Source organism: Pseudomonas sp. NPDC089401 (assembly GCF_044749485.1).
Classification (GTDB): Bacteria; Pseudomonadota; Gammaproteobacteria; order Pseudomonadales; family Pseudomonadaceae; genus Aquipseudomonas.
This window is the reverse complement of the sequence record NZ_JBIVIA010000007.1, coordinates 199905-224377: the sequence shown is the minus strand read 5'-3', so window position 1 is coordinate 224377 and position 24473 is coordinate 199905. Positions and strand designations below refer to the sequence as shown.

Sequence of the window (24473 nt, the reverse complement as noted above, 5' to 3'; positions counted from 1 at the left end):
AGCGGGCTTGCCCGCGAACGAGGGCGAAGCCCTCGCAGGACTACAGGGGTAAAACAATCACCCTTCGAGCTTGGCCTTGAGCAATTGGTTCACCTGCCCCGGGTTGGCCTTGCCTTTGGAGGCCTTCATCGCCTGGCCGACGAAGAAGCCGAACATCTTGCCACGCTTGGCCTCGTCGGCGGCGCGGTACTGTTCGACCTGTTCGGCGTTGGCGGCAAGCACCTCGTCGAGCATCTTGTCGATCGCACCGGTGTCGGTGACCTGCTTGAGGCCCTTGCTCTCGATGATGTTGTCGGCATCGCCTTCACCGGCGGCCATGGCCTCGAACACGGTCTTGGCGATCTTGCCGCTGATGGTGTTGTCGCGGATGCGCAGCAGCATGCCACCCAGGTGCGCGGCGCTGACCGGCGCCTGGTCGATCTCGACGCCCAGCTTGTTCAGCAGGCTGCCCAGCTCGACCATGACCCAGTTGGCGGCCAGCTTGGCGTCGCCACCGATCTTCACCACTTCCTCGAAGTAGTCCGCCTGCTCGCGGCTGGAGGCCAGCACGTTGGCGTCGTAGGCCGACAGGCCGTACTGGCTCTGGAAGCGTTCGACCTTCTGTGGCGGCAGCTCCGGCAGGCCGGCGCGGACGGTTTCGAGGAAGCTGTCCTCGATCACCACCGGCAGCAGGTCCGGGTCGGGGAAGTAACGGTAGTCGTTGGCTTCCTCCTTGCTGCGCATCGAACGGGTCTCGTCCTTGTTCGGGTCGTACAGGCGGGTTTCCTGGACCACCTTGCCGCCGTCCTCGATCAGGTCGATCTGGCGCTGGATCTCGCTGTTGATCGCGCGCTCGATGAAGCGGAACGAGTTGACGTTCTTGATCTCGCAGCGGGTACCGAACTCGGCCTGGCCTTTCGGGCGGATCGACACGTTGCAGTCGCAACGCAGCGAGCCTTCGGCCATGTTGCCGTCGCAGATGCCCAGGTAACGCACCAGGGCGTGGATCGCCTTGACGTAGGCCACGGCCTCCTTGGCGCTGCGCATGTCCGGCTCGGAGACGATCTCCAGCAGCGGGGTGCCGGCGCGGTTCAGGTCGATGCCGGTGGCGCCGCTGAAGTCTTCGTGCAGGCTCTTGCCGGCGTCTTCTTCCAGGTGCGCGCGGGTCACGCCGATGCGCTTGATGGTGCCGTCTTCCAGGGCGATGTCCAGGTGGCCCTTGCCGACGATCGGCAGGTCCATCTGGCTGATCTGGTAGCCCTTGGGCAGGTCGGGGTAGAAGTAGTTCTTGCGCGCGAACACGTTGCGCTTGCCGATCTCGGCGTCGATCGCCAGGCCGAACATGCAGGCCATGCGCACGGCTTCCTGGTTCAGCACCGGCAGTACGCCGGGCATCCCCAGGTCAACCAGGCTGGCCTGGGTGTTCGGCTCGGAACCGAAGGTGGTGGCGCTGCCGGAGAAGATCTTCGACTGGGTGGCCAGCTGGGTATGAATCTCCAGCCCGATCACAACTTCCCATTGCATGTGTGAATTCCTCAGAAGCCGTTGGGGGCGCGGGTGTGCCAGTCGGTGACTTGCTGGTAGCGGTGCGCGACGTTGAGCAGGCGGCCTTCCTGGAAATACGGCGCCAGCAGCTGCACGCCGACCGGCAGGCCATCGACGAAGCCGGCTGGCATCGACAGGCCCGGCAGGCCCGCCAGGTTGGCGGTGATGGTGTAGACGTCTTCCAGGTAGGCGGCGACCGGGTCGCTGCTCTTGGCGCCGAGTTTCCAGGCCGGGTTCGGCGTGGTCGGGCCGAGGATCAGGTCGACGTCGTTGAAGGCGGCCATGAAGTCGTTCTTGATCAGGCGGCGGATCTGCTGGGCCTTCACGTAGTAGGCATCGTAGTAGCCGGCCGACAGGGCATAGGTGCCGACCATGATGCGGCGCTGCACTTCGGTGCCGAAGCCTTCGCCACGGGAGCGCTTGTACAGGTCGGTGAGGTCCTTCGGCTCTTCGCAGCGGTAGCCGAAGCGCACGCCGTCGAAACGCGACAGGTTGGAGGAGGCCTCCGCCGGGGCGATCACGTAGTACGCCGGAATGGCGTGCTGCATGTTCGGCAGGCTGATTTCCTTGACCACCGCGCCGAGCTTTTCCAGCTCCTTGACACTGGCCTGGACCAGGTCGGCGATGCGCGGGTCGAGGCCGGCACCGAAGTACTCCTTCGGCAGGCCGATGCGCAGGCCCTGCAGCGAGCCGTTAAGGCCGGCGCTGTAGTCCGGCACCGGTTCGTCGATGCTGGTGGAGTCCTTGCTGTCGAAGCCGGCCATGCCTTGCAGCAGCAGGGCGCAGTCTTCGGCGGTGCGTGCCAGCGGGCCGCCCTGGTCGAGGCTCGAGGCGTAGGCGATCATGCCCCAGCGCGAGACGCGGCCGTAGGTCGGCTTGAGGCCGGTGAGGTTGGTCAGCGCCGCCGGCTGGCGGATCGAGCCACCGGTGTCGGTGCCGGTGGTGGCCGGCAGCAGGCGCGCGGCCACGGCGGCGGCCGAGCCACCGGACGAGCCGCCCGGTACGTGCTCGAGGTTCCACGGGTTCTTCACCGCGCCGTAGTGGCTGGATTCGTTGGCCGAACCCATGGCGAACTCGTCCATGTTGGTCTTGCCCAGGGTGACCATGCCGGCTTCGGCCAGCTTGGCGACCACGGTGGCGTCGTACGGCGCCTTGAAGTTGTCGAGCATCTTCGAGCCGCAGCTGGTGCGTACGCCGAGGGTGCAGAACAGGTCCTTGTGGGCGATCGGCGCACCCAGCAGCGCGCCGGTCTCGCCGGCGGCGCGACGGGCGTCGGCGGCACGCGCCTGGCCCAGGGCCAGGTCTTCGGTGACGCTGATGAAGCTGTTGATCTGCGGGTCGAGTTGCTTGACGCGCGCCAGCAGGGCGCCGGTCAGCTCTTCGGAGGAAAACGACTTGTCGGCGAGTCCGCGGGCGATCTCGGCCAGGGTCAATTCATGCATGGCAGGCTCTATCCCTTACTCGATGACTTTCGGAACCAGGTACAGACCGCTTTCGGTCGAAGGTGCGATGGCCTGGTAGGCGTCGCGCTGGTTGCTCTCGGTGACCTGGTCGGGGCGCAGGCGCTGGCTGGCCTCCAGCGGGTGGGCCAGGGGCTCGATGCCGGTGGTGTCGACCGCTTGCATCTGGTCGACCAGCCCGAGAATGCTGTTCAGGGCGTCAGTAATGCGTGGCAGTTCGCCTTCATTCAGGCCCAGTCGGGCCAGATGGGCGATCTTTTCCACGTCGCTGCGTTGAAGCGCCATGGGGATCTCCAGGGGAAACGAAAGAACGGAAAAGCTTCCGTGATGAGGAACATGTCAGCATTTTGGCGGTCTAACGGCCGCGATCATCTGCTGGCGTGCTCGGAAAAACAGCCAATTTAACATATTGGCTCCTTGCCCAAAATCCCTGCCATTGTTAGAGTTTGCCGCACTTTTTTACCCACGCTTTCCCCAGGGTCACTTTCCCATGTTCAAGAAACTGCGTGGCATGTTTTCCAGCGATCTTTCCATCGACCTGGGTACTGCCAACACCCTTATTTACGTGCGTGAGCGCGGTATCGTCCTGAATGAGCCCTCGGTTGTTGCCATCCGTACCCACGGCAACCAGAAAAGCGTCGTCGCCGTCGGTACCGAAGCCAAACGCATGCTGGGCCGTACGCCTGGCAACATTGCTGCCATTCGTCCGATGAAGGACGGCGTCATCGCCGACTTCAGCGTTTGTGAAAAAATGTTGCAGTACTTCATCAACAAGGTTCACGAAAACAGCTTCCTGCAGCCCAGCCCTCGCGTGCTGATCTGCGTGCCGTGCAAGTCGACCCAGGTCGAACGCCGCGCCATCCGCGAATCGGCCCTGGGCGCCGGTGCCCGTGAAGTGTTCCTGATCGAAGAGCCAATGGCCGCCGCCATCGGTGCCGGCCTGCCGGTCGAAGAAGCCCGTGGCTCGATGGTCGTCGACATCGGTGGCGGTACCACCGAAATCGCCCTGATCTCGCTGAACGGCGTGGTCTACGCCGAATCCGTCCGCGTCGGCGGCGACCGCTTCGACGAAGCCATCGTCACCTACGTGCGCCGCAACTACGGCAGCCTGATCGGCGAATCCACCGCCGAACGCATCAAGCAGGAAATCGGCACCGCCTACCCGGGCGGCGAAGTGCGCGAAGTCGACGTGCGTGGTCGCAACCTGGCTGAAGGCGTGCCACGTGCCTTCACCCTGAACTCCAACGAAGTGCTCGAAGCCCTGCAGGAATCCCTGGCGACCATCGTCCAGGCGGTCAAGAGCGCCCTGGAGCAATCGCCGCCGGAGCTGGCCTCGGACATCGCCGAGCGCGGCCTGGTGCTGACCGGTGGTGGCGCGCTGCTGCGCGACCTCGACAAGCTGCTGGCCCAGGAAACCGGCCTGCCGGTGATCGTCGCCGAAGACCCGCTGACCTGCGTCGCCCGTGGCGGCGGTCGCGCCCTGGAGATGATGGACAAGCACGCCATGGACCTGCTCTCGAGCGAGTGATCCCTGCGGCTTTTCAGTGCCCGGTTTACAGGTAGCACGTGCAGTGCTACCTGTATGCGCTGGGCTGGCGTCCGTCCGGGCGTCGTTTCCGTCAACCCGCAACCAGGCTGGTGCGTTGTCCCATGTCCAATGACCTCCTGAGTCGTCCACGAGGAACGGCCCATTAAACCGCTTTTCTCCAAGGGCCCTTCGCTGGGCGTTCGCCTGCTGGTGCTGGTGGTGCTGTCGGTCGCGTTGATGGTTGTCGACGCGCGCTTCGACGTGCTCAAGCCGGTGCGCAGCCAGATGGGCCTGGTGCTCATGGAATCCTACTGGATCACCGACCTGCCGCAGCGTGCGTGGCAAGGTGTGGCCGGCCAGTTCGGCAGCCGCACGGAACTGATCGCCGAGAACGAGAAACTCAAGACCGAGGCCCTGCTGCTGCAGGGGCGCCTGCAGAAGCTGGCGGCCCTGACCGAGCAGAACGTGCGCCTGCGCGAGCTGCTCAACTCGTCGGCCCTGGTCAACGAGAAGGTCGAGGTCGCCGAGCTGATCGGCGTCGATCCCAACCCGTTCACCCACCGCATCCTGATCAACAAGGGCGAGCGCGACGGCGTGTTCCTCGGCCAGCCGGTGCTCGATGCCCGCGGCCTGATGGGCCAGGTGGTCGAGCTGATGCCCTACACCTCGCGGGTGTTGTTGCTCACCGACACCACCCACAGCATCCCGGTGCAGGTCAACCGCAACGGCCTGCGCGCCATTGCCAGCGGCACCGGCAACCCGGAGCGCCTGGAGCTGCGGCATGTGGCCGATACCGCCGACATCAAGGAAGGCGACCTGCTGGTGAGTTCCGGCATGGGCCAGCGTTTCCCGGCCGGTTACCCGGTGGCCACGGTCAACGAGGTGATCCACGACTCCGGCCAGCCGTTCGCCATCGTCCGCGCCATCCCCACCGCCGCGCTCAACCGCAGCCGCTACATGCTGCTGGTGTTCAGTGATCGGCGCACGCCGGAGCAGCGCGCTACCGACGCGGCCATCGCCCAGGAAGAAGCGGACCGCAACGGTGCGGCAGCCGCCGCCCAGCCGGCCGCGACCGGCGAACACCCGGCGCCGGCTGCTGCGCCGGCTGCCACCGCGCCGGCAGCACCTGCCGCTCCAGCGGCTCAGGCACCCGCCAGCCCCGCCGCCCCTGCGGCACCTGCCCAGCCACGGAGGCAATGATGGCCAAGTCGCGCCGCAACCACGGTTGGGTCATCTGGCTGACGTTCGCCGTCGGCCTGCTGCTCAGCGTTTCGCCCATGCCGCAGTTCCTCGAAGTGTTCCGGCCCATGTGGCTGGCGATGCTGGTGTCGTTCTGGACCCTGAACGTGCCGAACAAGGTGGGCATGACCACCGCCTTCGTGCTGGGCCTGGCCGAGGACGTGCTGTACGGCACGCTGCTGGGGCAGAACGCATTCATCCTTACCCTGATCACCTTCCTGGTGCTGTCGTTGCAGCAGCGCCTGCGCATGTTCCCGTTGTGGCAACAGAGCCTGGTGATCCTGGTGATCTTCGGCATCGCCCAGCTGATCCAGCTGTGGCTCAGCGCGCTCACCGGCAATCGCCTGCCAACCCTGGCCCTGGTGTGGTCCGCGGTCATCAGCGCGTTGCTCTGGCCATGGATCAGCTTCGCCCTGCGCGACCTGCGCCGGCGCCTGCACATAAACTGACGGCTGCGCCATCACTGACAGGGAGATGTCTGCATGAAACCACTCTACCTCGCCTCCGGCTCGCCTCGCCGGCGTGAACTGCTCAGCCAGATCGGCGTGCCGTTCACCGTCATCAGTGCGCCCATCGATGAGACCCCGCTGCCCGGCGAAGGCATCTCTGCCTACGCCGTGCGCTTGGCGCGGGCCAAGGCCGAGGCCGGTTTCCAGCAGCTGGACGGGCCTGGCGTGGTCCTGGGGGCCGACACCGTGGTCTCGGTCAACGGCGAGATCCTCGGCAAGCCCCGTGATCGCGAGGATGCCCTGGCCATGCTTGGCAAGCTTTCCGGTGGTCATCACCAGGTGATCACCGCCGTGGCGGTGACGGATGGCACGCGTTGTGAGGACGTCTGCATCGGCACCCATGTCTATTTCCGCACCATCAGCCCCGAAGAAGCGCTGCGCTATTGGGCCACCGGCGAGCCCCTGGACAAGGCCGGCGGCTACGCGATTCAGGGGTTGGGCGCAGTCTTCGTGCAGCAGCTGGAGGGCAGCTACTCGGCCGTGGTCGGCCTGCCCTTGTACGAAACCGCGCGCTTGCTGGAGGCCTTCTCGATCCCCTGCTGGCAGCAACACGAGGTATCCGCACAGCGCTAGCCAGCCATCCGATAGCGATCCATCATTACCCAAGACCTTTGACGAGAGCCTGCCATGAGTGAAGAGATCCTGATCAACATCACCCCGATGGAATCGCGCGTGGCGGTGGTGGAAAACGGGGTGCTGCAGGAAGTGCATGTCGAGCGCACCCAGCGCCGCGGCATCGTCGGCAATATCTACAAGGGCAAGGTGGTGAGGGTATTGCCGGGCATGCAGGCGGCGTTCGTCGACATCGGCCTGGACCGCGCGGCGTTCATCCACGCGTCGGAAATTTCCCAGCGTGAAGGCTCGGCAGTGGAGAACATCAGCGCCCTGGTGCACGAGGGCCAGGCCCTGGTGGTACAGGTGACCAAGGACCCGATTGGTACCAAGGGCGCGCGCCTGACCACCCAGCTGTCGATCCCGTCGCGCTACCTGGTGTACATGCCGCGCAGCAGCCATGTTGGTATCTCCCTGAAGATCGAGGGCGAAGCCGAGCGCGAGCGCCTCAAGCAGGTGGTCAGCGACTGCATGGAGAGCGAGAACATCAAGGATGCCGGCGGCTTCATCCTGCGCACCGCCGCCGAAGGCGCACGCAGCGAGGAAATTCTCCAGGACATCCGCTACCTGCGCCGCCTGTGGGAGCAGATCGGCAGCCAGATCAAGACCTGCGGTGCGCCGACCGTCATCTACGAGGACCTCGGCCTGGCCCTGCGCACGCTGCGCGACCTGGTCAACCCGAAGATCGAGAAGATCCGCATCGACTCGCGGGAAACCTTCCAGAAAACCACGCAGTTCGTCGCCGAGCTGATGCCGGAAATCGCCGATCGCCTGGAGCATTACCCGGGCGAGCGGCCGATCTTCGACCTGTACGGTGTCGAGGACGAGATCCAGCGTGCTCTGGAGCGCAAGGTGCCGCTCAAGTCCGGCGGCTACCTGGTGGTCGACCCGGCCGAGGCGATGACCACCATCGACGTCAACACCGGTGCCTTCGTCGGCCACCGCAACCTCGAAGAGACCATCTTCAAGACCAACCTCGAGGCGGCCACGGCGATTGCCCGGCAGCTGCGCCTGCGCAACATCGGCGGCATCATCATCATCGACTTCATCGACATGGAAGACGAAGAGCACCAGCGCCAGGTGCTGCGTACCCTGGAGAAGCAGCTCGAGCGCGACCACGCCAAGACCAACATCATCGGCATCACCGAGCTGGGCCTGGTGCAGATGACCCGCAAGCGCACCCGCGAGAGCCTCGAGCAAGTGCTGTGCGAGCCGTGCATCGCCTGCCAGGGCCGCGGCAAGCTGAAAACCCCCGAGACGATCTGTTACGAAATCTTCCGCGAAATCCTCCGCGAGGCCCGCGCCTATCAGGCCGAAGGCTACCGGGTGCTGGCCAACCAGAAGGTGGTCGACCGGCTGCTTGACGAAGAGTCGGGCAACGTCGCCGAACTGGAGGCGTTCATTGGTCGAACCATCCGCTTCCAGGTGGAGTCGATGTATTCGCAGGAGCAATACGATGTGGTGCTGCTCTGACGATTCCTGATTCCCGCCCCATGGCGGTCGCGCTGGTAAAACCGGCACCGCGAGCCATCATGGATAAACGACCTGGAGGGCAATGGCCATGGGACGTCTGAACCGCGTTCTGGTTGCCTTGACCCGCTGGGGTTTGGGCATCTGTGCCTTGCTCGCGGTGCTGGTGGCGCTGTATGTCAGCCTGGGGCGCGAACTGGTGCCGCTGGTGGCCGAGTACCGTGCCGACGTGGAGGCCAAGGCCGAGCAGGCGTTGGGCCTGCCGGTGCATGTGGGGGCGCTGGAAGGGCGCTGGAGCGGCCTGGCGCCGGTGTTGCGCGTGCGCGACCTGCAGTTGGGCGAGGGGGCCTCGGCCCTGCGCCTGGACGACGTCAAGCTGGTGCCTGACCTATGGGCCAGCCTGACCTCCCGCGAAGTGCGCCTGGCGCGCATCCAGTTGGGCGGCCTGCAACTGATCCTGCGCGAGGACGAGCAGGGTGGCTGGGCCCTGGAGGGCCTGCCGAAAAAGGATGACGCGCCGCTCGATCCTGCTGATGTACTGCAGCGCCTGCGTCAGCTGGGGCGCATCGATGTGTTCGACAGCCAGGTCACCTTGCAGCCTTGGCAGCGCGACCCGCTGACCCTTACCTATGTCAGTCTCGGCCTGCAGGCCGGCGCCTCGCGCCAGGCCCTTGACCTGCGCGCGACCCTGCCCGACGGCCAGCCACTGGCGGTCAACCTGCGTAGCCAGGCCCGTGCGCAGGCCTGGCGGGAGGGGGCGGTGCAGGCCTACCTGAGCCTGCCGCAGAGTGACTGGGCGCGCTGGTTGCCACCGCGCCTGCTCGGCCAGTGGCGTGCCGAGGCGCTGCGTGCCGGAGGCGAATTCTGGGTCGACTGGCGCGAGGGCCAGTTGCAGCAGGCGGTGGCCCGCCTCAATGCGCCGGAGCTGCGCGGCGCCTACGCCGACCGCAAGGCAGTGAGCCTTGACGACCTGGCCCTGAATGCCTGGTTCCAGCGTCGCGATCAGGGGTTCGATGTGGCTGTCGACTCGCTGGCCGCGAGCATCGGCAAGACCCGCTGGGAGTCGCACCTGCAAGTCAGCCAGCGCCCGGGCGAGACGGCGGCCGACGAGACCTGGCAGGTCCAGGCCGACCGCCTCGACCTCACCCCGCTGACCCCGCTGATCGACGGCCTGGCACCGCTGCCGGAAAAACTGATGACCGTGGTCGATGCGCTCAAGGTCACCGGCGCGCTGCGCAATGTGCGCCTGGACATAAGGCCGAAAGCCGAGGGTGACCAGCGCCTGCAGTTCGCTGCCAACCTGGAGAAGGTCGGATTCGATGCCTACCATGGCGCGCCAGCGGCCGGAAACGTCAGCGGCAGCATCAGCGGCAACCTGGGGCAGGGCGAGCTGCGCCTGGATACCGATGCGTTCATGCTGCACCTGTACCCGATCTTCGGCAAACCCTGGCAGTACCAGAAGGCCAACGCACGGCTGACCTGGACCCTCGACAAGCACGGTTTCACCCTGGTCGCGCCCTACCTCAAGGTGCTCGGCGACGAGGGCAAGATCGCCGGAGACTTCCTGATCCGTCTGTTGTTCGAACCAGGCGCGGAAAGCTACATGGACCTGCGGGTGGGCCTGACCGAAGGTGATGGCCGCTACACCGCCAAGTACCTGCCCGAAGTCCTCAGCCCGGCACTGGACGAGTGGCTGCGCAGCGCCATCGTCAAAGGCAACGTCGACCAGGGTTACTTCCAGTACCAAGGGTCGATCAACCATGGTGCGCCACCGGCATCGCACAGCCTCAGCCTGTTCTTCAAGGTGCGTGACGCCGCGCTGGACTTCCAGCCGGGCTGGCCCCAGGTGCAGCACGTCGACGGCGATGTGCTGATCGAAGACAGCGGCGTGCGCATCAAGGCGCAGAAGGGCCTGCTGCTCGATACCCAGGTCAGCGACGTCAGCGTCGACATTCCCCACGTCGAGGCGGGCCAGCACAGTCACCTGTACCTGGATGGCGATTTCGACGGCAGCCTCGGCGATGGCCTGAAGATCCTCAAGGAGGCCCCGATCGGCACGGGCGAGATCTTCGCCGGCTGGGAAGGTGAAGGGCCGCTCCAGGGCAAGGTCAAGCTGGACATTCCCCTGGCCCACGGTGAGCGGCCGAAGGTGCTGGTGGACTTCGCCACCCGCGATGCACGCCTCAAGGTAGCGCCGCCGAGCCTCGACCTGACGCGTTTGAAGGGCGACTTCAGCTTCGACTTCGACAAGGGCCTGAACGGCAAGAACATCAGCCTGCAGGCCTTTGGCAAACCGGTCACCGCGCAGATCACCGCCGAAGGGCAGGTCGGGCAGATGCAGACCCGCATCAATGCCAGCGGCCAGGCGCCGCTCAAGGCCCTCACCGACTGGCTGCAGTTCAAGCAGACCCTGCCGGCGTCAGGCGATATCCCCTACCAGTTGCAGGTCAACCTAGGTGGGCGCGACAACAGCCTGAGCGTGAAGTCGTCGCTCAAAGGCCTGGCGATCGACCTGCCGGCGCCCTTTGGCAAGGCAGCAGCGGACACCCGCGACAGCCAGTTCAGCATGAGCCTGCAGGGGCCGGAGCGGCGCTTCGATGCGGCTTATGTCGACCTGGCGCGCTTCGCCTACGCCGCCCCGCTCGAGAAGCTCAACCAGGGCCGCGGTGAACTGCTGCTGGGCGCGGGGCAGGCGCAGTTGCCCGCGAGCCAGGGCCTGCGCGTCAGGGGCCGGCTGGACAGCCTTGACCTGGCGCCGTGGCAAGCACAGGCGGCGCGCTTCGCCGGTGATGACCCGGGCGGCAATGCGCGGCAGAACCTGCTGGGTGTCGACCTGAGCATCGGCCAGCTCAAGGCCTTCGGCATGGACCTCAACCAGGCCGTGATCCGCCTGGCCCGTGGCGGCCCGGCCTGGGACCTGCGCCTGGACAGCAAGGAAGTCATCGGCAATGCGCGCCTGCCGGACGCCAAGGGCGCTCCGCTGACGGTGCGCCTGCAGACCCTGCGCCTGCCCGCCGCCGACCCGGCCGAAACCCAGTCGGAGGAGGGCCCCGACCCGCTGGCCTCGTTCGACCCGCGCAAAGTCCCGGCGCTGGACCTGACCATCGACAAGCTGTACCGCGGCGATGACCTGTATGGCAGCGCCGCGCTGAAACTGCGCCCGGCCACGCGCGGTGTGGCGGCCCAGGACATCAACGTCGACTTCAAGGGCCTGCGCATCGATGGCAGCGGCGCCTGGGAGGGCGAAACCGGCGCCACCAGCAGCTGGTACAAGGGGCGCCTGGAGGGCAAGAACCTGGCCGACGTGCTCAAGGCCTGGGGCTTTGCGCCGACCGTGACCAGCCGCGATTTCCGCCTGGATGTCGATGGCCGCTGGCCCGGTTCGCCGGCCTGGGTGGCGCTCAAGCGCTTCTCGGGAAGCATGGATGCGTCCCTGCGCACCGGGCAGATCGTCGAGGTCGAAGGCGGCGCCCAGGCCCTGCGGGTGTTTGGCCTGCTCAATTTCAACTCGATCGGCCGGCGCCTGCGCCTGGACTTTTCCGACCTGTTCGCCAAAGGCCTGGCCTATGATCGGATCAAGGGCCTGTTGGTGGCCAGCGAGGGTGTCTACGTGACCCGCGAACCGATCAGCGTTGCCGGGCCGTCGAGCAATTTCGAGCTGGAAGGCACCCTGGACCTGGTGCGCGACCAGGTCAATGCCGACCTGCAGGTGAGCCTGCCAGTGACCAACAACCTGCCGCTGGCTGCGCTGATCGTCGGTGCGCCAGCGGTAGGCGGTGCGCTGTTCCTGGTCGATCGTCTGATCGGTGACCGGGTCTCGCGCTTCGCCAGCGTGCACTATCGCGTCGAAGGGCCGTGGAAAGAGCCTAGAATCACCTTTGTGAAACCTTTCGACAAATAACCCCCGGGAGTGCCCATGAAGGCAGCGGTCATCCAGATGGTCAGCCAGGACGATGTATCGGGCAACCTGGCACGTGCCGGCGCCCTGCTCGAACAGGCCGCGCTGGGTGGCGCACGGCTGGCGGTGCTGCCGGAGAACTTCGCCGCCATGGGGCGCAAGGACGCCGCGGCCATCGGCCGGGCGGAGGCCCGCGGAGAAGGGCCGATCCTGCCCTGGTTGAAACGCACCGCCCGTGACCTCAGATTATGGATAGTTGCCGGCACCTTGCCGCTGCCGCCTGCCGGCCGGCCCGAGGCCAAGGCCCATGCCTGCTCGCTGTTGATCGACGAACACGGCGAAGTAGCGGCGCGTTACGACAAGCTGCACCTGTTCGACGTGGACGTGGCCGACAACCGTGGCCGCTACCGCGAGTCCGACGACTACGCCCACGGCGGGCAGGTGGTGGTGGCCGACACGCCGGTGGGGCGCCTGGGGCTCAGCGTGTGCTACGACCTGCGCTTCCCCGAGTTGTACAGCGCGCTGCGCAGTGCCGGCGCGGAACTGATCACGGCACCGGCTGCCTTTACTGCGGTCACAGGTGCGGCGCACTGGGAAGTGCTGATCCGTGCCCGGGCCATCGAGACCCAGTGCTATGTACTGGCCGCCGCCCAGGGCGGCACCCATCCAGGCCCGCGGGAAACCCACGGGCATGCGGCGATCGTCGACCCATGGGGGCGGATCGTCGCCGAACAGGCGCACGGCGAAGCGGTATTGCTTGCCGAGCGCGATATTGATGAACAGGCGTCCATCCGGGCGCGCATGCCGGTCGCTTCGCACCGGCGCTTTTTCTCGCAGGACGCCTTGCGGCCTGCGCACACCTCGGAGTGACTATGAGCCAGATGTTATCCACCGTCAGCGAGCAGCTCCTGGCCCCGGGCGGACTGACCCTCGACAGCCTGCAGAGCGTGCTGGGCGAGCTGGCCGGCCCTGGCATCGACGCCGCCGACCTGTATTTCCAGGGCCAGATATCGGAAACCTGGGCGCTGGAAGACGGCATCGTCAAAGAAGGCAGCTTCAACCTCGACCAGGGCGTGGGCGTGCGCGCCCAGTCCGGCGAGAAGACCGGCTTCGCCTACAGCAATGCGATCAACCTCGAGGCGCTGACCTCGGCGGCCCGTGCCGCCCGCTCGATTTCCCGTGCCGGCCAGAACGGTACGGTACAGGCCTTCCGCAGCCAGGACGTGACCGCGCTGTACGCGCCGGACAACCCGCTGGACGTGCTCAGCCGTGCCGAGAAGGTCGAACTGCTCAAGCGTGTCGACGCCGCCACCCGCGCGCTCGATCCCCGTATCCAGCAGGTCAGCGTGAGCATGGCGGGGGTCTGGGAGCGGATCCTGATCGCTGCCGCCGACGGCAGCCTGGCCGCCGACGTGCGCCCGCTGGTGCGTTTCAACGTCAGCGTCATCGTCGAGCACAATGGCCGCCGCGAGCGCGGCGGGCAGGGCGGTGGCGGGCGTACCGACTACCGGTTCTTCAGCGAAGAGCGGGTCATGGGCTACGCCAGGGAGGCCCTGCGCCAGGCCCTGGTGAACCTTGAAGCGATCCCGGCGCCGGCCGGTACCCTGCCGGTGGTACTGGGGTCGGGCTGGTCGGGCGTGCTGCTGCACGAGGCGGTCGGCCACGGCCTGGAAGGCGACTTCAACCGCAAGGGCAGCTCGGCGTTCAGTGGCCGCATTGGCGAGAAGGTCGCCTCGAGCCTGTGCACCATCGTCGATGACGGCACCCTCGAAGGCCGCCGCGGCTCGCTGAGCGTCGACGACGAAGGCACCCCGACCGAATGCACCACGCTGATCGAGAACGGCATCCTCAAGGGCTACATGCAGGACAAGCTCAACGCGCGGCTGATGGGCATGGCGGTGACCGGCAACGGCCGCCGCGAATCCTATGCGCACCTGCCGATGCCGCGCATGACCAACACCTACATGCGTGCCGGCGAAAGCGACCCGCAGGAAATCATCGCCTCGGTCAAGAAGGGCATCTATTGCGCCAACCTTGGCGGCGGCCAGGTGGACATCACCAGCGGCAAGTTCGTGTTCTCGACCAGCGAAGCCTACCTGATCGAAGATGGCAAGATCACCGCGCCGGTCAAGGGCGCAACGCTGATCGGCAACGGCCCCGAGGCCATGAGCCGGGTGTCGATGGTCGGCAACGACCTGGCGCTGGACAGTGGCGTGGGAACCTGTGGCAAGGATGGGCAATCGGTGCCGGTGGGCGTCGGGCAGCCGACCTTGAAGCTGGACGCGATCACCGTGGGCGGTACCGGCGCTTGATGATGCGGGCTGCCCGTAGGAGCGGCCTTGCGTCGCGAAAGGGCTGCGCAGCAGCCCCAGCCATTTTTGCCCTGTCGCTGACATCCCGGGGCCGCTTTGCGGCGCTGTCGCTGAAATCCCGGGGCCGCTCTGCGGCCCTTTCGCGACGCAAGGCCGCTCCTGCAAGCGGTCGGCGGCAGGGGTCAGCGCAGGCCGCGCTGCATCTCGTCGAGGTCGCGGATGTACTTGAACACCTTGCGCGCAGCAGCCGGCGGTTTGTTCCGCGCCTTCTCGTGCTGGGCGTGACGGATCAGCGAACGCAGTTGCTGGCGGTCGGTCTCGGGGTAGTCGTTGACGAAGCGCTCCAGGTCCTCGTCGTTGCCATCGATCAAGCGGTCGCGCCAGCGTTCCAGGTTGTGGAAGCGCTCGTTGTACTGGCGGCTGGAGCTGTCGATCTGTTCGAGCACGGCGTGGATGCCGTCCAGGTCCTGGTCGCGCATCAGCTTGCCGACGAACGACATGTGGCGTTTGCGAGCGCCATGGGCGGTGTGCTTGCTGGCGTCGGCCAGGGCCTTGCGCAGCTCGTCGGTGAGCGGCAGGCGTGCCAGGGTGTCGGCCTTGACCGTGGTCAGGCGCTCGCCGAGTTCGACCAGCGCATGCAGCTCGCGCTTGATCTGGGTTTTGCTTTTTTCGCCGTCGAAGGCGTCGTCGTATGAATCAACCATGGTGGCAGTCCGCTAGAAATCGCCGCCATGATAACCAGTCGGGGGCCGCTTGTCCGGCCCGGTCGCTGAATGACCCGCAGCCGAACGCAGAATTTGAGTGGAGAAAACCATGAGTGCAGTCCAGAGCGTAGGCCCCAAGGACCTGCCGGCGTTGCAGGAGCAGGTCGAGGCGATCATTGCAGAGGCCCGCAAGCAAGGCGCCAGTGCCTGCGAGGTGGCAGTGTCGCTGGAGCAGGGCCTGTCCACCACCGTGCGTCAGCGCGAGGTCGAGACGGTCGAGTTCAATCGCGACCAGGGTTTCGGCATCACCCTTTATGTCGGCCAGCGCAAGGGCTCGGCCAGCACCTCGGCGAGCGGCCCTGAGGCCATCCGCGAAACCGTGGCTGCGGCCTTGGCGATTGCCAAACACACGTCCGAAGACGAATGCTCGGGCTTGGCCGATGCTGCGCTGATGGCGCGCGAGATCCCGGACCTGGACCTGTACCACGACTGGGACATCGAGCCGGATGCGGCCATCGAGATGGCGCTGGCCTGCGAAGCTGCGGCGTTCGAGGCCGACAAGCGCATCCTCAACGCCGATGGCACCACCCTGAACACCCACCAGGGCTGCCGCGTCTACGGCAACAGCCACGGCTTCATCGGTGGCTACGCCTCGACCCGGCACAGCTTGAGCTGCGTGATGATCGCCGAGGGCGAAGGGCAGATGCAGCGCGACTACTGGTATGACGTGAATCGCCAGGGCAACCTGCTGGCCGACCCGCGCAGCATTGGCGTGCGCGCCGCCCAGCGCGCGGCCAGCCGCCTTGGTGCGCGACCGGTGCCGACCTGCGAAGTGCCGGTGCTGTTCTCCGCGGAGCTTGCCGGTGGCCTGTTCGGCAGCTTCCTGTCGGCCATTTCGGGCGGCAACCTGTACCGCAAGTCGTCGTTCCTCGACGGCGCCATCGGCCAGCGCCTGTTCCCTTCCTGGCTGACCCTCGACGAGCGCCCGCACATCCCGCGTGCCTTGGGCAGCGCGGCGTTCGATGGGGATGGCCTGGCGACCTACGCCAAGCCGTTCGTCGACAAGGGTGAGCTGGTGTCCTATCTGCTGGGCACCTACTCCGGGCGCAAGCTGGGCTTGCCGAGCACGGCGAATTCCGGGGGCGTGCACAACCTTTTCGTCACCCATGGCGTCGAGGACCAGGCGGCACTGATCCGCCGCATGGGCCGCGGCTTGCTGGTGACCGAGCTGATGGGGCATGGGCTGAACATGGTCACCGGCGACTATTCGCGCGGCGCGGCGGGCTTCTGGGTCGAGAACGGCGAGATCCAGCACGCGGTGCAGGAAGTGACCATTGCCGGCAATATGAAGGACATGTTCCAGCAGATTGTCGCGATCGGTAACGATCTTGAAACCCGTAGCAACATCCACACGGGGTCGGTGCTGATCGAGCGTATGACGGTCGCCGGTAGCTGATTTGTCGCCTGTGCCGGCCCTTTCGCGGGTAAATCCGCTCCCACAGGGATCGCAATACCTGTGGGAGCGGGTTTACCCGCGAAGAGGCCGCTACAGCCGCTGAAAATCTTGCATGAAACCCAGACCCGGCCATCGCGCCGGGTTTTTCTTTCGTCACGTCGCACTTGAAGTGATTCTATTTATCACTTAATAATGAATATCATTATCCAGTCACCCGGCGATGATGTTCATGAAATCCGTCCTGCGCGAACTGCCCTACCTGGAAAACTGGCGCTGGCTCAGCCGGCGCATCCGCTGCGCCCTCGAACCCGACGAGCCGCGCCTGATCGAGCACTACCTGGCCGAAGGCCGTTACCTGGTGTGCTGCACCGAAACTTCGCCATGGACCGTGGCGCTGACCTCTTTCCGCCTGCTGCTGGACACCGCCAGCGACCGCATGTTGCCGTGGCATTGGCGCTGCCTGTGCCTGGACCAGGCGTGGCGGCCGCTGCTCGACCTGCGCAACCTCGACCGCCGCGAACAGAACCAGCGCTGGCAGCCCTATGCCCTGCAGTTGGCCAATTGCCGCCTGCTGCCGTCGATTTCTCCCGATGAACTGATGCAAGGATTTGATGATGAGTGATACCCGTATCGAGCGTGACAGCATGGGTGAACTGCAGGTGCCGGCCCAGGCCCTGTACGGCGCCCAGACCCAGCGCGCGGTCGACAACTTCCCGATCAGCGGCCAGCGCATGCCGGCCCAGTTCATCCGCGCCCTGCTGCTGGCCAAGGCCGCCGCGGCCAAGGCCAACATCGAACTGGAGCAGGTGACGGCGGGGCAGGGCGAGGCCATCGTCAAGGCGGTCGAGCAGCTGCTGGGCGAGGGCTTCATCCAGCACTTCCCGGTGGATGTGTTCCAGACCGGTTCCGGCACCAGTTCGAACATGAACGCCAACGAGGTCATCGCCACCCTGGCCAGCCGCGTGCTCGGCGAGCCGGTCAACGCCAACGACCATGTCAACTGCGGCCAGAGCAGCAACGACATCATCCCGACCACCATCCACGTCAGCGCCGCCCTGGCCCTGCACGAACAGCTGCTGCCGGCCCTGGGGCATCTGGTGCAGGTGATCGAGGCCAAGTCGGCGCAGGTGCATCAGTACGTCAAGACCGGCCGCACGCACCTGATGGACGCCATGCCGGTGCGCATGAGCCAGGTGCTCGATGGCTGGGCGGCGCAGGTCAACGGCGCCAAGGCGCACCTCGAGGCGACCTTGCCGAGCCTGCAGGCCCTGGCCCAGGGCGGCACCGCCGTGGGTACCGGGATCAACGCCCATCCGCAGTTCGCCGCCGGCTTCGCCCGCCAGCTGAGCAGCCTGACCCAGGTCGAGTTCACCCCGGGGCGCAACCTGTTCGCCCTGATCGGCTCCCAGGACACCGCCGTGGCGCTGTCCGGCCAGCTCAAGACCACGGCCGTGGCGCTGATGAAGATCGCCAACGATTTGCGCTGGATGAACTCGGGGCCCTTGGCCGGCCTGGGTGAAATCGAGCTGCAAGGCCTGCAGCCGGGCTCCTCGATCATGCCGGGCAAGGTCAACCCGGTGATCCCGGAAGCCACCGCCATGGTTGCTGCGCAAGTGATCGGCAACGACGCCACCATCGCCATCGCCGGCCAGTCGGGCAATTTCGAGCTGAACGTGATGCTGCCGGTGATCGCCCGCAACCTGCTGGAAAGCATCGAGCTGATGGCCAATGCCAGCCGACTGCTGGCCGACAAGGCCATCGCCAGCTTCAAGGTCAACGAAGGCAAGCTCAAGGAGGCCCTGGCGCGCAACCCGATCCTGGTCACTGCGCTGAACCCGATCATCGGTTACCTCAAGGCCGCCGAGATCGCCAAGACCGCCTACCAGCAGGGCCGGCCGATCATCGATGTGGCGCTGGAGCACACCGACCTTTCGCGTGACCAGCTCGAAGCCCTGCTGGACCCGGAAAAACTCACCGCCGGCGGTATCTGACCCGCGACAGCGCTCAGGAGAAGACACGTCATGCAGCACTGGAGACGCACCACCGAAATCGCCAACCGCCTGTTCGAGCAGGGCGAACTGGTCGATGCCCGGGAGCATTACCTGCAAGCGCTGGCATTGGCCCAGGTGCTGTTCGAGCGCTGGCATGACGTTGATGAAGCGGTGGCCGCGCTGGTCATCGCCCATCACAACCTGGCTGACCTGCACCTGCGCCTGAACCAGCCGCACGAGAGCGCCGACTATCTGTGCGCCGCTCATCAGCGGCTGCTCCAGGCCAGCCAGGAAGCGCGTCTGCCCCAGGCGCTGCGCGATGCCGCGTTGCGCCACAGCAGCCGCACCTACACCGAACTGTTGAGTTTCATCGCCGAGTACGGCCAGTACCCACGCACCGAGCGCCTGCTCGATCGCCACGGCAGCGAGGCCAGCGAACTCGCTGCCCAGCCGGCCCTGGCGCCCAGAACCCCTCTCTACGGAATTCACTGACATGCCGCATACCTTGCCTGCACTGACCTACGCCTACGATGCCCTGGAGCCGCACATCGATGCGCAGACCATGGAAATCCACCACACCAAGCACCACCAGACCTACGTCAATGGCCTGAATGCGGCCATCGAGGGCACCGAATGGGCTGAATGGCCGGTGGAGAAGCTGGTAGGGGCGGTCAAGCAACTGCCCGAGAACCTGCGTGGCGCGGTCACCAACCACGGCGGCGGTCATGCCAACCACAGCCTGTTCTGGACCGTCATGTCGCCCACCGGCGGTGGCCAGCCACAGGGCCAGCTGGCCAAGGCCATCGATGCCGAGTTGGGCGGTTTCGAAGCCTTCAAGGATGCCTTCACCAAGGCCGCGCTGACCCGCTTCGGCAGTGGCTGGGCCTGGCTCAGCGTTACCCCGCAGGGCAAGCTGGTGGTGGAAAGCAGCGGTAACCAGGACAGCCCGCTGATGCATGGCAACGAACCGATCCTTGGCCTGGACGTGTGGGAACACGCCTACTACCTGAAGTATCAGAACCGTCGCCCTGAATACATCGGCGCCTTCTACAACGTGATCGACTGGGCGGAAGTGGATCGCCGCTATCACGAAGCCCTGAAGTGAGTCGGCCCGGTATGCGCTCCGAGGTGATGTCGGTCAGCAGTGTGCGCCTGTTCCGCCTGGCGCTGGGGACTTTGCTGTTGCTGGCCGGCACTGCGCTGCTGCTGGCACGGGGTATCGCCTGGCTGGACCTGGAGCCGCGCATGCTGCGTGCCCTGGAGGGCGGTGCATTGTGTGCGCTGGGTACGGCGCTGGGTGCGGTACCGGTGCTGGTGATCCGCAATATGCCGGTGGCCCTGGCCGATACCTTGCTGGGCTTCGGTGCCGGGGTGATGCTGGCGGCTACGGCATTTTCCCTGATCATTCCCGGGCTGGATGCGGCCCAGTCGATCGGTTTCAGCCAGTGGGGCGCTGGTGGCCTGATCAGTTTCGGGCTGCTGTTCGGTGCATTGTGCCTGTTCCTGGTCGACCTCAAGGTTTCCGGCGCATCGCCGGAAGCCTTGGTCGGCACCGGGAACCAGCCCGTGATCGCTGCGCGGATCTGGTTGTTCGTGATCGCCATCATTGCCCACAACATACCTGAAGGCATGGCCATCGGTGTGTCCGCTGGCGGTGGCATGGCCGATGCGGACAGCCTGGCGATGGGCATTGCCTTGCAGGATGTACCGGAAGGCCTGGTGATCGCTCTGGTCCTGGCGGGGGCGGGGATGCCGCGATTCAAGGCGTTCCTGATCGGCGCCGCATCGGGGCTGGTCGAGCCGCTCGCAGCGGTGGTCTGCGCCTGGCTGGTGAATGTGGCGGAACTGCTGTTGCCGCTGGGCCTGGCCTGCGCGGCGGGGGCGATGTTGCTGGTCGTGACGCAGGAAATCATTCCCGAGTCGCGGAGCAACGGCAATCACCGCCTGGCCAGCCTGGGGCTGTGCATCGGCTTCTGCCTGATGATGGTGATGGACACGGCGATGTCCTGAAAACCCGTCTTCGTAACGCGGTTCTGTAGGAGCGGCCTTGTGTCGCGAAAGGGCCGCAGAGCGGCCCCGGACCGCAGCTGCAATGAAATGCTGGGGCTGCTTCGCAGCCCTTTCGCGACACGAGGCCGCTCCTACAATCGCGCTGTCTTTGGGCTTACTCGCCTTCGTCGAAATAGTTGTTGATCAGCGCCACCAGCGCCTCCAGGGCGTCGTCATCCTGCTCGCCCTCGGTCATCAGGTGCACCTGGGTGCCTTTGCCCGCCGCCAGCATCATCACCGCCATGATGCTCTTGCCGTCCACCATCTTGTCGGGGGCGCGGCCGACGCGGACCTGGCAGGGGAACTTCCCGGCCACGCCGACGAACTTGGCTGCCGCCCGGGCATGCAGCCCCAGCTTGTTGATGATGGTGATTTCGCGGGCGGGCATCGTGGGGTGGATCCTGTGGGTTAGAGGTCGCGGTGGCGGACCTGGACGTTTTTCAGCGACTGTTGCAACACCTGGCCCAGGCGCTCGGTGATGTATACCGAGCGATGATGGCCGCCGGTGCAGCCAATGGCGATGGTGACATAGGCGCGATTGCTGGCGGCGAAGCGGGGCAGCCATTTGAGCAGGTAGCTGGAGATGTCGTTGAACATCTCCTCGACATCCGGCTGTGCGGCCAGGTAGTCGATCACCGGTTGCTCCAGGCCCGAATGCTCGCGCAACTCCGGCTTCCAGTAAGGATTGGGCAGGCAACGCACATCGAACACCAGGTCGGCGTCGACCGGCATGCCGCGCTTGAAACCGAACGACTCGACCAGGAACGCCGTGCCGGGTTCGGGTTGGTTGAGCAGGCGCAGCTTGAGCGTGTCACGCAGTTGATAGAGGTTCAGGCGGGTGGTGTCGACCTTGAGGTCGGCGAGGTCGGCGATCGGGCCCAGCAGTTCGGTTTCCACGCGGATGGCCTCGGCCAGCGAGCGCTCGGCATTGGTCAGCGGGTGGCGCCTGCGGGTTTCGGAGAAGCGCTTGAGCAGCGTGTCCTCGTCGGCGTCGAGGTACAGCACGTCACACTGGATGTGCCGTGCCCGGGCTTCCTCGAGCAGCTCGGGGAAGCGGGACAGATGGCTTGGCAGGTTGCGTGCGTCGATACTGACCGCCACCTTCGGTTGCTGAAGCTCGGTATTGATCAGCGCATTTTCCGCCAGCTGCGGCAGCAGCCCGGCCGGCAGGTTGTCGATGACGTAATAGCCGTTGTCTTCCAGTACATCGAGGGCGGTGCTCTTGCCGGAGCCGGACCGGCCGCTGACGATGATCAGGCGCATGTTCAGTGCTCGTTCTGTGCGTCCAGGACAACCTGGTAGAGGGCCTCGCTGCTTACGGCGGCACGCAGGCGATCACGAACCTCCTTGCGATCGAGCATGCTGGCGATCTGGCGCAGCAGTTCAAGGTGGGCATCGGTGGCGGCTTCTGGCACCAGGAGGACGAACAGCAGGTCGACCGGGGCGCCATCGATGGCGTCGTAGTCGATCGGGGCATCCAGGTGCAACAGGGCGCTTACCGGGGCGGCGCAGCCTTCGAGCCGGCAGTGGGGAATGGCGATGCCATTGCCGAAACCGGTCGAACCCAGTTTTTCGCGGGCGATGAGCTTTTCGAAGACGTCTTGCATCTCAAGCTCGGGCACTTGTTCGGCAATCAGGGTGGCGACCTTTTCCAGGGCGCGCTTCTTGCTGCCGCCCGGCACGTTCACCAGGGAACGGCCGGGGGTCAGGATGGTTTCAAGTCGGATCATGGATGAGAGGGGTCAGCGGGCGGCTGCACCTTGCAGCAGGCTTTGCTGTTTTTCCTTGTGTTTTTTCAGTTGGCGGTCGAGCTTGTCGGCCAAGGCGTCGATCGCTGCATACATGTCTTCGTGTTCCGCATTGGCTACCACTTCACCGCCTGGAATCTGCAGGGTCGCTTCGACCTTCTGCTGCAGCTTCTCGACTTTCATGATGACCTGCACGTTGGTGATCTTGTCGAAGTGACTTTCCACGCGGGCGAGCTTTTCAAGCACGTAATCGCGCAGTGGCTGGGTGACTTCTACATGCTGTCCACTGATATTGACTTGCATACAGCTTCTCCTTTGTTGCCCGTGCATAAAGAGGCAGGTGTTGCACCTGCCCCACAAACGCTGTGGCACATCCAGGGGCTACATCAGTCGCTTGCGCTCGCTCGACGGTGCGATGCCGAGGGACTCGCGGTACTTGGCGACGGTGCGACGGGCTACCTGGATGCCTTGTGCCTCCAGTAAACCAGCGATCTTGCTGTCACTCAATGGCTTTTTCTGATTTTCCGCCGCAACCAGTTTCTTGATGATCGCGCGGATCGCCGTGGACGAGCACTCTCCGCCTTCGGCGGTGCTGACGTGGCTGGAGAAAAAGTATTTCAGTTCGTAGATGCCACGCGGGGTGTGCATGTATTTCTGCGTGGTGACCCGCGAAATGGTCGACTCGTGCATGCCCACCGCTTCGGCGATGTCGTGCAGCACCAGGGGCTTCATCGCCTCGTCGCCGTGGTCGAGGAAGCCGCGCTGGTGTTCGACGATCTGCGTGGCGACCTTCATCAGCGTCTCGTTGCGGCTTTGCAGGCTCTTGATGAACCAGCGCGCTTCCTGCAGCTGGTTGCGCATGAAGGTGTTGTCGGCACTGGTGTCGGCGCGGCGGACGAAGCCGGCGTACTGCGGGTTGACCCGCAGGCGCGGGATCGCTTCCTGGTTGAGTTCGACCAGCCAGCGCTCGCTGTCCTTGCGCACGATCACGTCCGGCACCACGTATTCCGGTTCGCTCGACTCGATCTGCGAACCTGGGCGCGGGTTGAGGCTCTGCACCAGTTCGATGACCTGGCGCAGCTCGTCTTCCTTGAGCTTCATGCGGCGCATCAGCTGGCTGTAGTCGCGGCTGCCGAGCAGGTCGATGAAGTCGGTGACCAGGCGCTGCGCCTCGCTCATCCACGGGATGTCGGCAGGCAGTTGGCGCAACTGCAGCAGCAGGCATTCGCCCAGGGTACGAGCGCCGACGCCGGCCGGCTCGAACTGCTGGATGCGGTGCAGCACGGCCTCGACCTCGTCGAGCTCGATGTCCAGCTCCGGATCGAAGCCGGCGCAGATTTCCTCGAGGCTGTCTTCCAGGTAGCCCTGGCCGTTGATGCTGTCGATCAGGGTAACGGCGATCAGGCGATCGGTGTCGGACATCGGCGCCAGGTTGAGCTGCCAGAGCAGGTGGCTCTGCAGGCTTTCGCCGGCCGAGGTACGGGTGGTGAAGTCCCACTCGTCGTCATCGTTGCTTGGCAGGCTGCTGGCGCTGGTCTGGTAGATGTCTTCCCAGGCGGTGTCGACCGGCAGCTCGTTGGGGATTCGCTCGTTCCACTCACCGTCTTCCAGGTTCTCGGCACTGGCGGTGCTTTCCTGGAAGCTGGTGTCCTGGACTTCGGCGACCGGCTTGTTCTCGGCGTTGTCCGCCATCGGGTCGCTGTTGTCGAAGTCGTCGCCGTCTTCCTGACGTTCGAGCATCGGATTGGACTCCAGCGCTTCCTGGATTTCCTGTTGAAGGTCCAGGGTGGAGAGCTGAAGTAGGCGGATGGCCTGTTGCAACTGCGGGGTCATCGTCAGTTGCTGGCCCATTTTTAGGACGAGCGATGGTTTCATGGCTGGGGCTTAATACCTTGTTCGCCGGCGCGCATGCGCCATCCACTACACGAGGGCGCCGGGGCGCCAAATTCAAGCAAGTTTTATGCCTTAAATTG

Annotated in this window: 23 protein-coding genes; 14 read left to right on the top strand and 9 right to left on the bottom strand. The window is 65.4% G+C overall.

Features of this window, described 5'->3' with window-relative positions; translation table 11 throughout:
* Nucleotides 1-57 precede the first annotated feature (57 nt).
* The 3 genes from gatB to gatC are packed head-to-tail and all read right to left on the bottom strand — an operon-like array spanning nucleotide 58 to nucleotide 3269.
* On the bottom strand, nucleotides 58-1503 hold the full coding sequence (gatB, locus tag ACIP21_RS17665) for an Asp-tRNA(Asn)/Glu-tRNA(Gln) amidotransferase subunit GatB (protein ID WP_400689988.1): 1446 nt from the start codon (nucleotides 1501-1503) through the stop codon (nucleotides 58-60).
* Nucleotides 1504-1514: 11 nt separating this feature from the next.
* A complete protein-coding gene (gene gatA / locus ACIP21_RS17660) occupies nucleotides 1515-2966 on the bottom strand; it encodes an Asp-tRNA(Asn)/Glu-tRNA(Gln) amidotransferase subunit GatA (RefSeq protein WP_400689985.1) in 1452 nt (483 codons plus the stop codon).
* A gap of 15 nt (nucleotides 2967-2981) precedes the next feature.
* The gene (gene gatC / locus ACIP21_RS17655) at nucleotides 2982-3269 is read right to left on the bottom strand and encodes an Asp-tRNA(Asn)/Glu-tRNA(Gln) amidotransferase subunit GatC (RefSeq protein ID WP_400689982.1); all 288 of its coding nucleotides are present in this window, start codon (nucleotides 3267-3269) and stop codon (nucleotides 2982-2984) included.
* Nucleotides 3270-3474: 205 nt separating this feature from the next.
* Here gatC and mreB point away from each other — a divergent pair, with 205 nt between their 5' ends.
* The 8 genes from mreB (at nucleotide 3475) to tldD (ending at nucleotide 14552) form a co-directional block, all read left to right on the top strand.
* Nucleotides 3475-4512, top strand: coding sequence for a rod shape-determining protein MreB (mreB, locus tag ACIP21_RS17650; protein WP_003255163.1), 1038 nt, complete (start codon nucleotides 3475-3477; stop codon nucleotides 4510-4512).
* Between the two features lie 162 nt (nucleotides 4513-4674).
* Entirely contained in the window at nucleotides 4675-5712 is a 1038-nt protein-coding gene (mreC, locus tag ACIP21_RS17645; RefSeq protein WP_400690236.1) for a rod shape-determining protein MreC, read from the top strand.
* A complete protein-coding gene (mreD, locus tag ACIP21_RS17640) occupies nucleotides 5712-6200 on the top strand; it encodes a rod shape-determining protein MreD (RefSeq protein WP_400689980.1) in 489 nt (162 codons plus the stop codon). Before mreC ends, mreD begins: the two co-directional genes overlap by 1 nt.
* Nucleotides 6201-6233: 33 nt before the next feature.
* Nucleotides 6234-6833, top strand: a complete 600-nt coding sequence (locus ACIP21_RS17635) for a Maf family protein (protein WP_400689977.1) — start codon at nucleotides 6234-6236, stop codon at nucleotides 6831-6833.
* A 54-nt stretch (nucleotides 6834-6887) separates the two neighbouring features.
* Entirely contained in the window at nucleotides 6888-8345 is a 1458-nt protein-coding gene (gene rng / locus ACIP21_RS17630) for a ribonuclease G (protein ID WP_400689974.1), read from the top strand.
* A gap of 82 nt (nucleotides 8346-8427) precedes the next feature.
* A complete protein-coding gene (locus tag ACIP21_RS17625) occupies nucleotides 8428-12243 on the top strand; it encodes a YhdP family protein (RefSeq protein WP_400689971.1) in 3816 nt (1271 codons plus the stop codon).
* A gap of 15 nt (nucleotides 12244-12258) precedes the next feature.
* Entirely contained in the window at nucleotides 12259-13110 is an 852-nt protein-coding gene (locus ACIP21_RS17620) for a carbon-nitrogen hydrolase family protein (RefSeq protein ID WP_400689968.1), read from the top strand.
* A gap of 2 nt (nucleotides 13111-13112) precedes the next feature.
* Nucleotides 13113-14552 carry a metalloprotease TldD gene (tldD, locus tag ACIP21_RS17615; protein WP_400689966.1) on the top strand — a complete coding sequence of 480 codons (1440 nt, stop codon included), beginning with the start codon at nucleotides 13113-13115 and terminating at the stop codon, nucleotides 14550-14552.
* Nucleotides 14553-14734: 182 nt separating this feature from the next.
* Here the strand turns inward: tldD and yjgA are convergent, their stop codons facing one another.
* Entirely contained in the window at nucleotides 14735-15256 is a 522-nt protein-coding gene (gene yjgA / locus ACIP21_RS17610) for a ribosome biogenesis factor YjgA (protein WP_400689964.1), read from the bottom strand.
* A 109-nt stretch (nucleotides 15257-15365) separates the two neighbouring features.
* On the opposite strand from yjgA, the gene pmbA reads away from it, so the two are divergent.
* The 6 genes from pmbA (at nucleotide 15366) to ACIP21_RS17580 (ending at nucleotide 20713) form a co-directional block, all read left to right on the top strand.
* Nucleotides 15366-16712 (top strand): metalloprotease PmbA, encoded by a 1347-nt coding sequence (gene pmbA / locus ACIP21_RS17605; RefSeq protein ID WP_400689961.1) that lies wholly within the window; start codon nucleotides 15366-15368, stop codon nucleotides 16710-16712.
* 220 nt (nucleotides 16713-16932) lie between these two features.
* Nucleotides 16933-17334, top strand: coding sequence for a FagA protein (locus ACIP21_RS17600; protein ID WP_400689958.1), 402 nt, complete (start codon nucleotides 16933-16935; stop codon nucleotides 17332-17334).
* Nucleotides 17327-18703, top strand: a complete 1377-nt coding sequence (locus ACIP21_RS17595; protein WP_400689957.1) for a class II fumarate hydratase — start codon at nucleotides 17327-17329, stop codon at nucleotides 18701-18703. The genes ACIP21_RS17600 and ACIP21_RS17595 overlap by 8 nt, the downstream gene beginning before the upstream one ends.
* A 30-nt stretch (nucleotides 18704-18733) precedes the next feature.
* Nucleotides 18734-19195, top strand: coding sequence for a hypothetical protein (locus ACIP21_RS17590; RefSeq protein ID WP_400689955.1), 462 nt, complete (start codon nucleotides 18734-18736; stop codon nucleotides 19193-19195).
* A 1-nt stretch (nucleotide 19196) separates the two neighbouring features.
* Nucleotides 19197-19808 (top strand): superoxide dismutase, encoded by a 612-nt coding sequence (locus ACIP21_RS17585; protein WP_400689952.1) that lies wholly within the window; start codon nucleotides 19197-19199, stop codon nucleotides 19806-19808.
* An 11-nt stretch (nucleotides 19809-19819) separates the two neighbouring features.
* Nucleotides 19820-20713 (top strand): ZIP family metal transporter, encoded by an 894-nt coding sequence (locus ACIP21_RS17580; RefSeq protein WP_400690235.1) that lies wholly within the window; start codon nucleotides 19820-19822, stop codon nucleotides 20711-20713.
* A 154-nt stretch (nucleotides 20714-20867) separates the two neighbouring features.
* Here ACIP21_RS17580 and ACIP21_RS17575 read toward each other — a convergent pair whose 3' ends face one another.
* The 5 genes from ACIP21_RS17575 to ACIP21_RS17555 all read right to left on the bottom strand — a co-directional run bounded on the left by ACIP21_RS17575 (nucleotide 20868) and on the right by ACIP21_RS17555 (nucleotide 24375).
* Complete coding sequence (locus ACIP21_RS17575; RefSeq protein ID WP_400689949.1) at nucleotides 20868-21140, bottom strand: HPr family phosphocarrier protein; 273 nt, start codon at nucleotides 21138-21140, stop codon at nucleotides 20868-20870.
* A 20-nt stretch (nucleotides 21141-21160) separates the two neighbouring features.
* Nucleotides 21161-22015, bottom strand: coding sequence for an RNase adapter RapZ (gene rapZ / locus ACIP21_RS17570; protein WP_400689948.1), 855 nt, complete (start codon nucleotides 22013-22015; stop codon nucleotides 21161-21163).
* Between the two features lie 2 nt (nucleotides 22016-22017).
* Nucleotides 22018-22482 carry a PTS IIA-like nitrogen regulatory protein PtsN gene (gene ptsN, locus ACIP21_RS17565; RefSeq protein ID WP_400689946.1) on the bottom strand — a complete coding sequence of 155 codons (465 nt, stop codon included), beginning with the start codon at nucleotides 22480-22482 and terminating at the stop codon, nucleotides 22018-22020.
* A gap of 12 nt (nucleotides 22483-22494) precedes the next feature.
* Nucleotides 22495-22803 (bottom strand): ribosome hibernation-promoting factor, HPF/YfiA family, encoded by a 309-nt coding sequence (gene hpf, locus ACIP21_RS17560; protein ID WP_003255135.1) that lies wholly within the window; start codon nucleotides 22801-22803, stop codon nucleotides 22495-22497.
* 78 nt (nucleotides 22804-22881) lie between these two features.
* Complete coding sequence (locus ACIP21_RS17555) at nucleotides 22882-24375, bottom strand: RNA polymerase factor sigma-54 (protein WP_400689944.1); 1494 nt, start codon at nucleotides 24373-24375, stop codon at nucleotides 22882-22884.
* Nucleotides 24376-24473 lie beyond the last annotated feature (98 nt).

What these genes read in the sequence shown, in the direction of transcription:
- hpf (WP_003255135.1), bottom strand. Translation starts at nt 22,803, where the DNA reads ATGCAAGTCAATATCAGTGGACAGCATGTAGAAGTCACCCAGCCACTG.
- ACIP21_RS17595 (WP_400689957.1), top strand. Translation starts at nt 17,327, where the DNA reads ATGAGTGATACCCGTATCGAGCGTGACAGCATGGGTGAACTGCAGGTG.
- rng (WP_400689974.1), top strand. Translation starts at nt 6,888, where the DNA reads ATGAGTGAAGAGATCCTGATCAACATCACCCCGATGGAATCGCGCGTG.
- gatA (WP_400689985.1), bottom strand. Translation starts at nt 2,966, where the DNA reads ATGCATGAATTGACCCTGGCCGAGATCGCCCGCGGACTCGCCGACAAG.
- pmbA (WP_400689961.1), top strand. Translation starts at nt 15,366, where the DNA reads ATGAGTGCAGTCCAGAGCGTAGGCCCCAAGGACCTGCCGGCGTTGCAG.
- ACIP21_RS17600 (WP_400689958.1), top strand. Translation starts at nt 16,933, where the DNA reads ATGATGTTCATGAAATCCGTCCTGCGCGAACTGCCCTACCTGGAAAAC.
- ACIP21_RS17635 (WP_400689977.1), top strand. Translation starts at nt 6,234, where the DNA reads ATGAAACCACTCTACCTCGCCTCCGGCTCGCCTCGCCGGCGTGAACTG.
- ptsN (WP_400689946.1), bottom strand. Translation starts at nt 22,482, where the DNA reads ATGATCCGACTTGAAACCATCCTGACCCCCGGCCGTTCCCTGGTGAAC.
- mreD (WP_400689980.1), top strand. Translation starts at nt 5,712, where the DNA reads ATGGCCAAGTCGCGCCGCAACCACGGTTGGGTCATCTGGCTGACGTTC.
- gatC (WP_400689982.1), bottom strand. Translation starts at nt 3,269, where the DNA reads ATGGCGCTTCAACGCAGCGACGTGGAAAAGATCGCCCATCTGGCCCGA.
- gatB (WP_400689988.1), bottom strand. Translation starts at nt 1,503, where the DNA reads ATGCAATGGGAAGTTGTGATCGGGCTGGAGATTCATACCCAGCTGGCC.
- mreB (WP_003255163.1), top strand. Translation starts at nt 3,475, where the DNA reads ATGTTCAAGAAACTGCGTGGCATGTTTTCCAGCGATCTTTCCATCGAC.
- tldD (WP_400689966.1), top strand. Translation starts at nt 13,113, where the DNA reads ATGAGCCAGATGTTATCCACCGTCAGCGAGCAGCTCCTGGCCCCGGGC.
- rapZ (WP_400689948.1), bottom strand. Translation starts at nt 22,015, where the DNA reads ATGCGCCTGATCATCGTCAGCGGCCGGTCCGGCTCCGGCAAGAGCACC.
- ACIP21_RS17555 (WP_400689944.1), bottom strand. Translation starts at nt 24,375, where the DNA reads ATGAAACCATCGCTCGTCCTAAAAATGGGCCAGCAACTGACGATGACC.
- ACIP21_RS17625 (WP_400689971.1), top strand. Translation starts at nt 8,428, where the DNA reads ATGGCCATGGGACGTCTGAACCGCGTTCTGGTTGCCTTGACCCGCTGG.
- ACIP21_RS17590 (WP_400689955.1), top strand. Translation starts at nt 18,734, where the DNA reads ATGCAGCACTGGAGACGCACCACCGAAATCGCCAACCGCCTGTTCGAG.
- ACIP21_RS17585 (WP_400689952.1), top strand. Translation starts at nt 19,197, where the DNA reads ATGCCGCATACCTTGCCTGCACTGACCTACGCCTACGATGCCCTGGAG.
- yjgA (WP_400689964.1), bottom strand. Translation starts at nt 15,256, where the DNA reads ATGGTTGATTCATACGACGACGCCTTCGACGGCGAAAAAAGCAAAACC.
- ACIP21_RS17620 (WP_400689968.1), top strand. Translation starts at nt 12,259, where the DNA reads ATGAAGGCAGCGGTCATCCAGATGGTCAGCCAGGACGATGTATCGGGC.
- ACIP21_RS17580 (WP_400690235.1), top strand. Translation starts at nt 19,820, where the DNA reads ATGCGCTCCGAGGTGATGTCGGTCAGCAGTGTGCGCCTGTTCCGCCTG.
- ACIP21_RS17575 (WP_400689949.1), bottom strand. Translation starts at nt 21,140, where the DNA reads ATGCCCGCCCGCGAAATCACCATCATCAACAAGCTGGGGCTGCATGCC.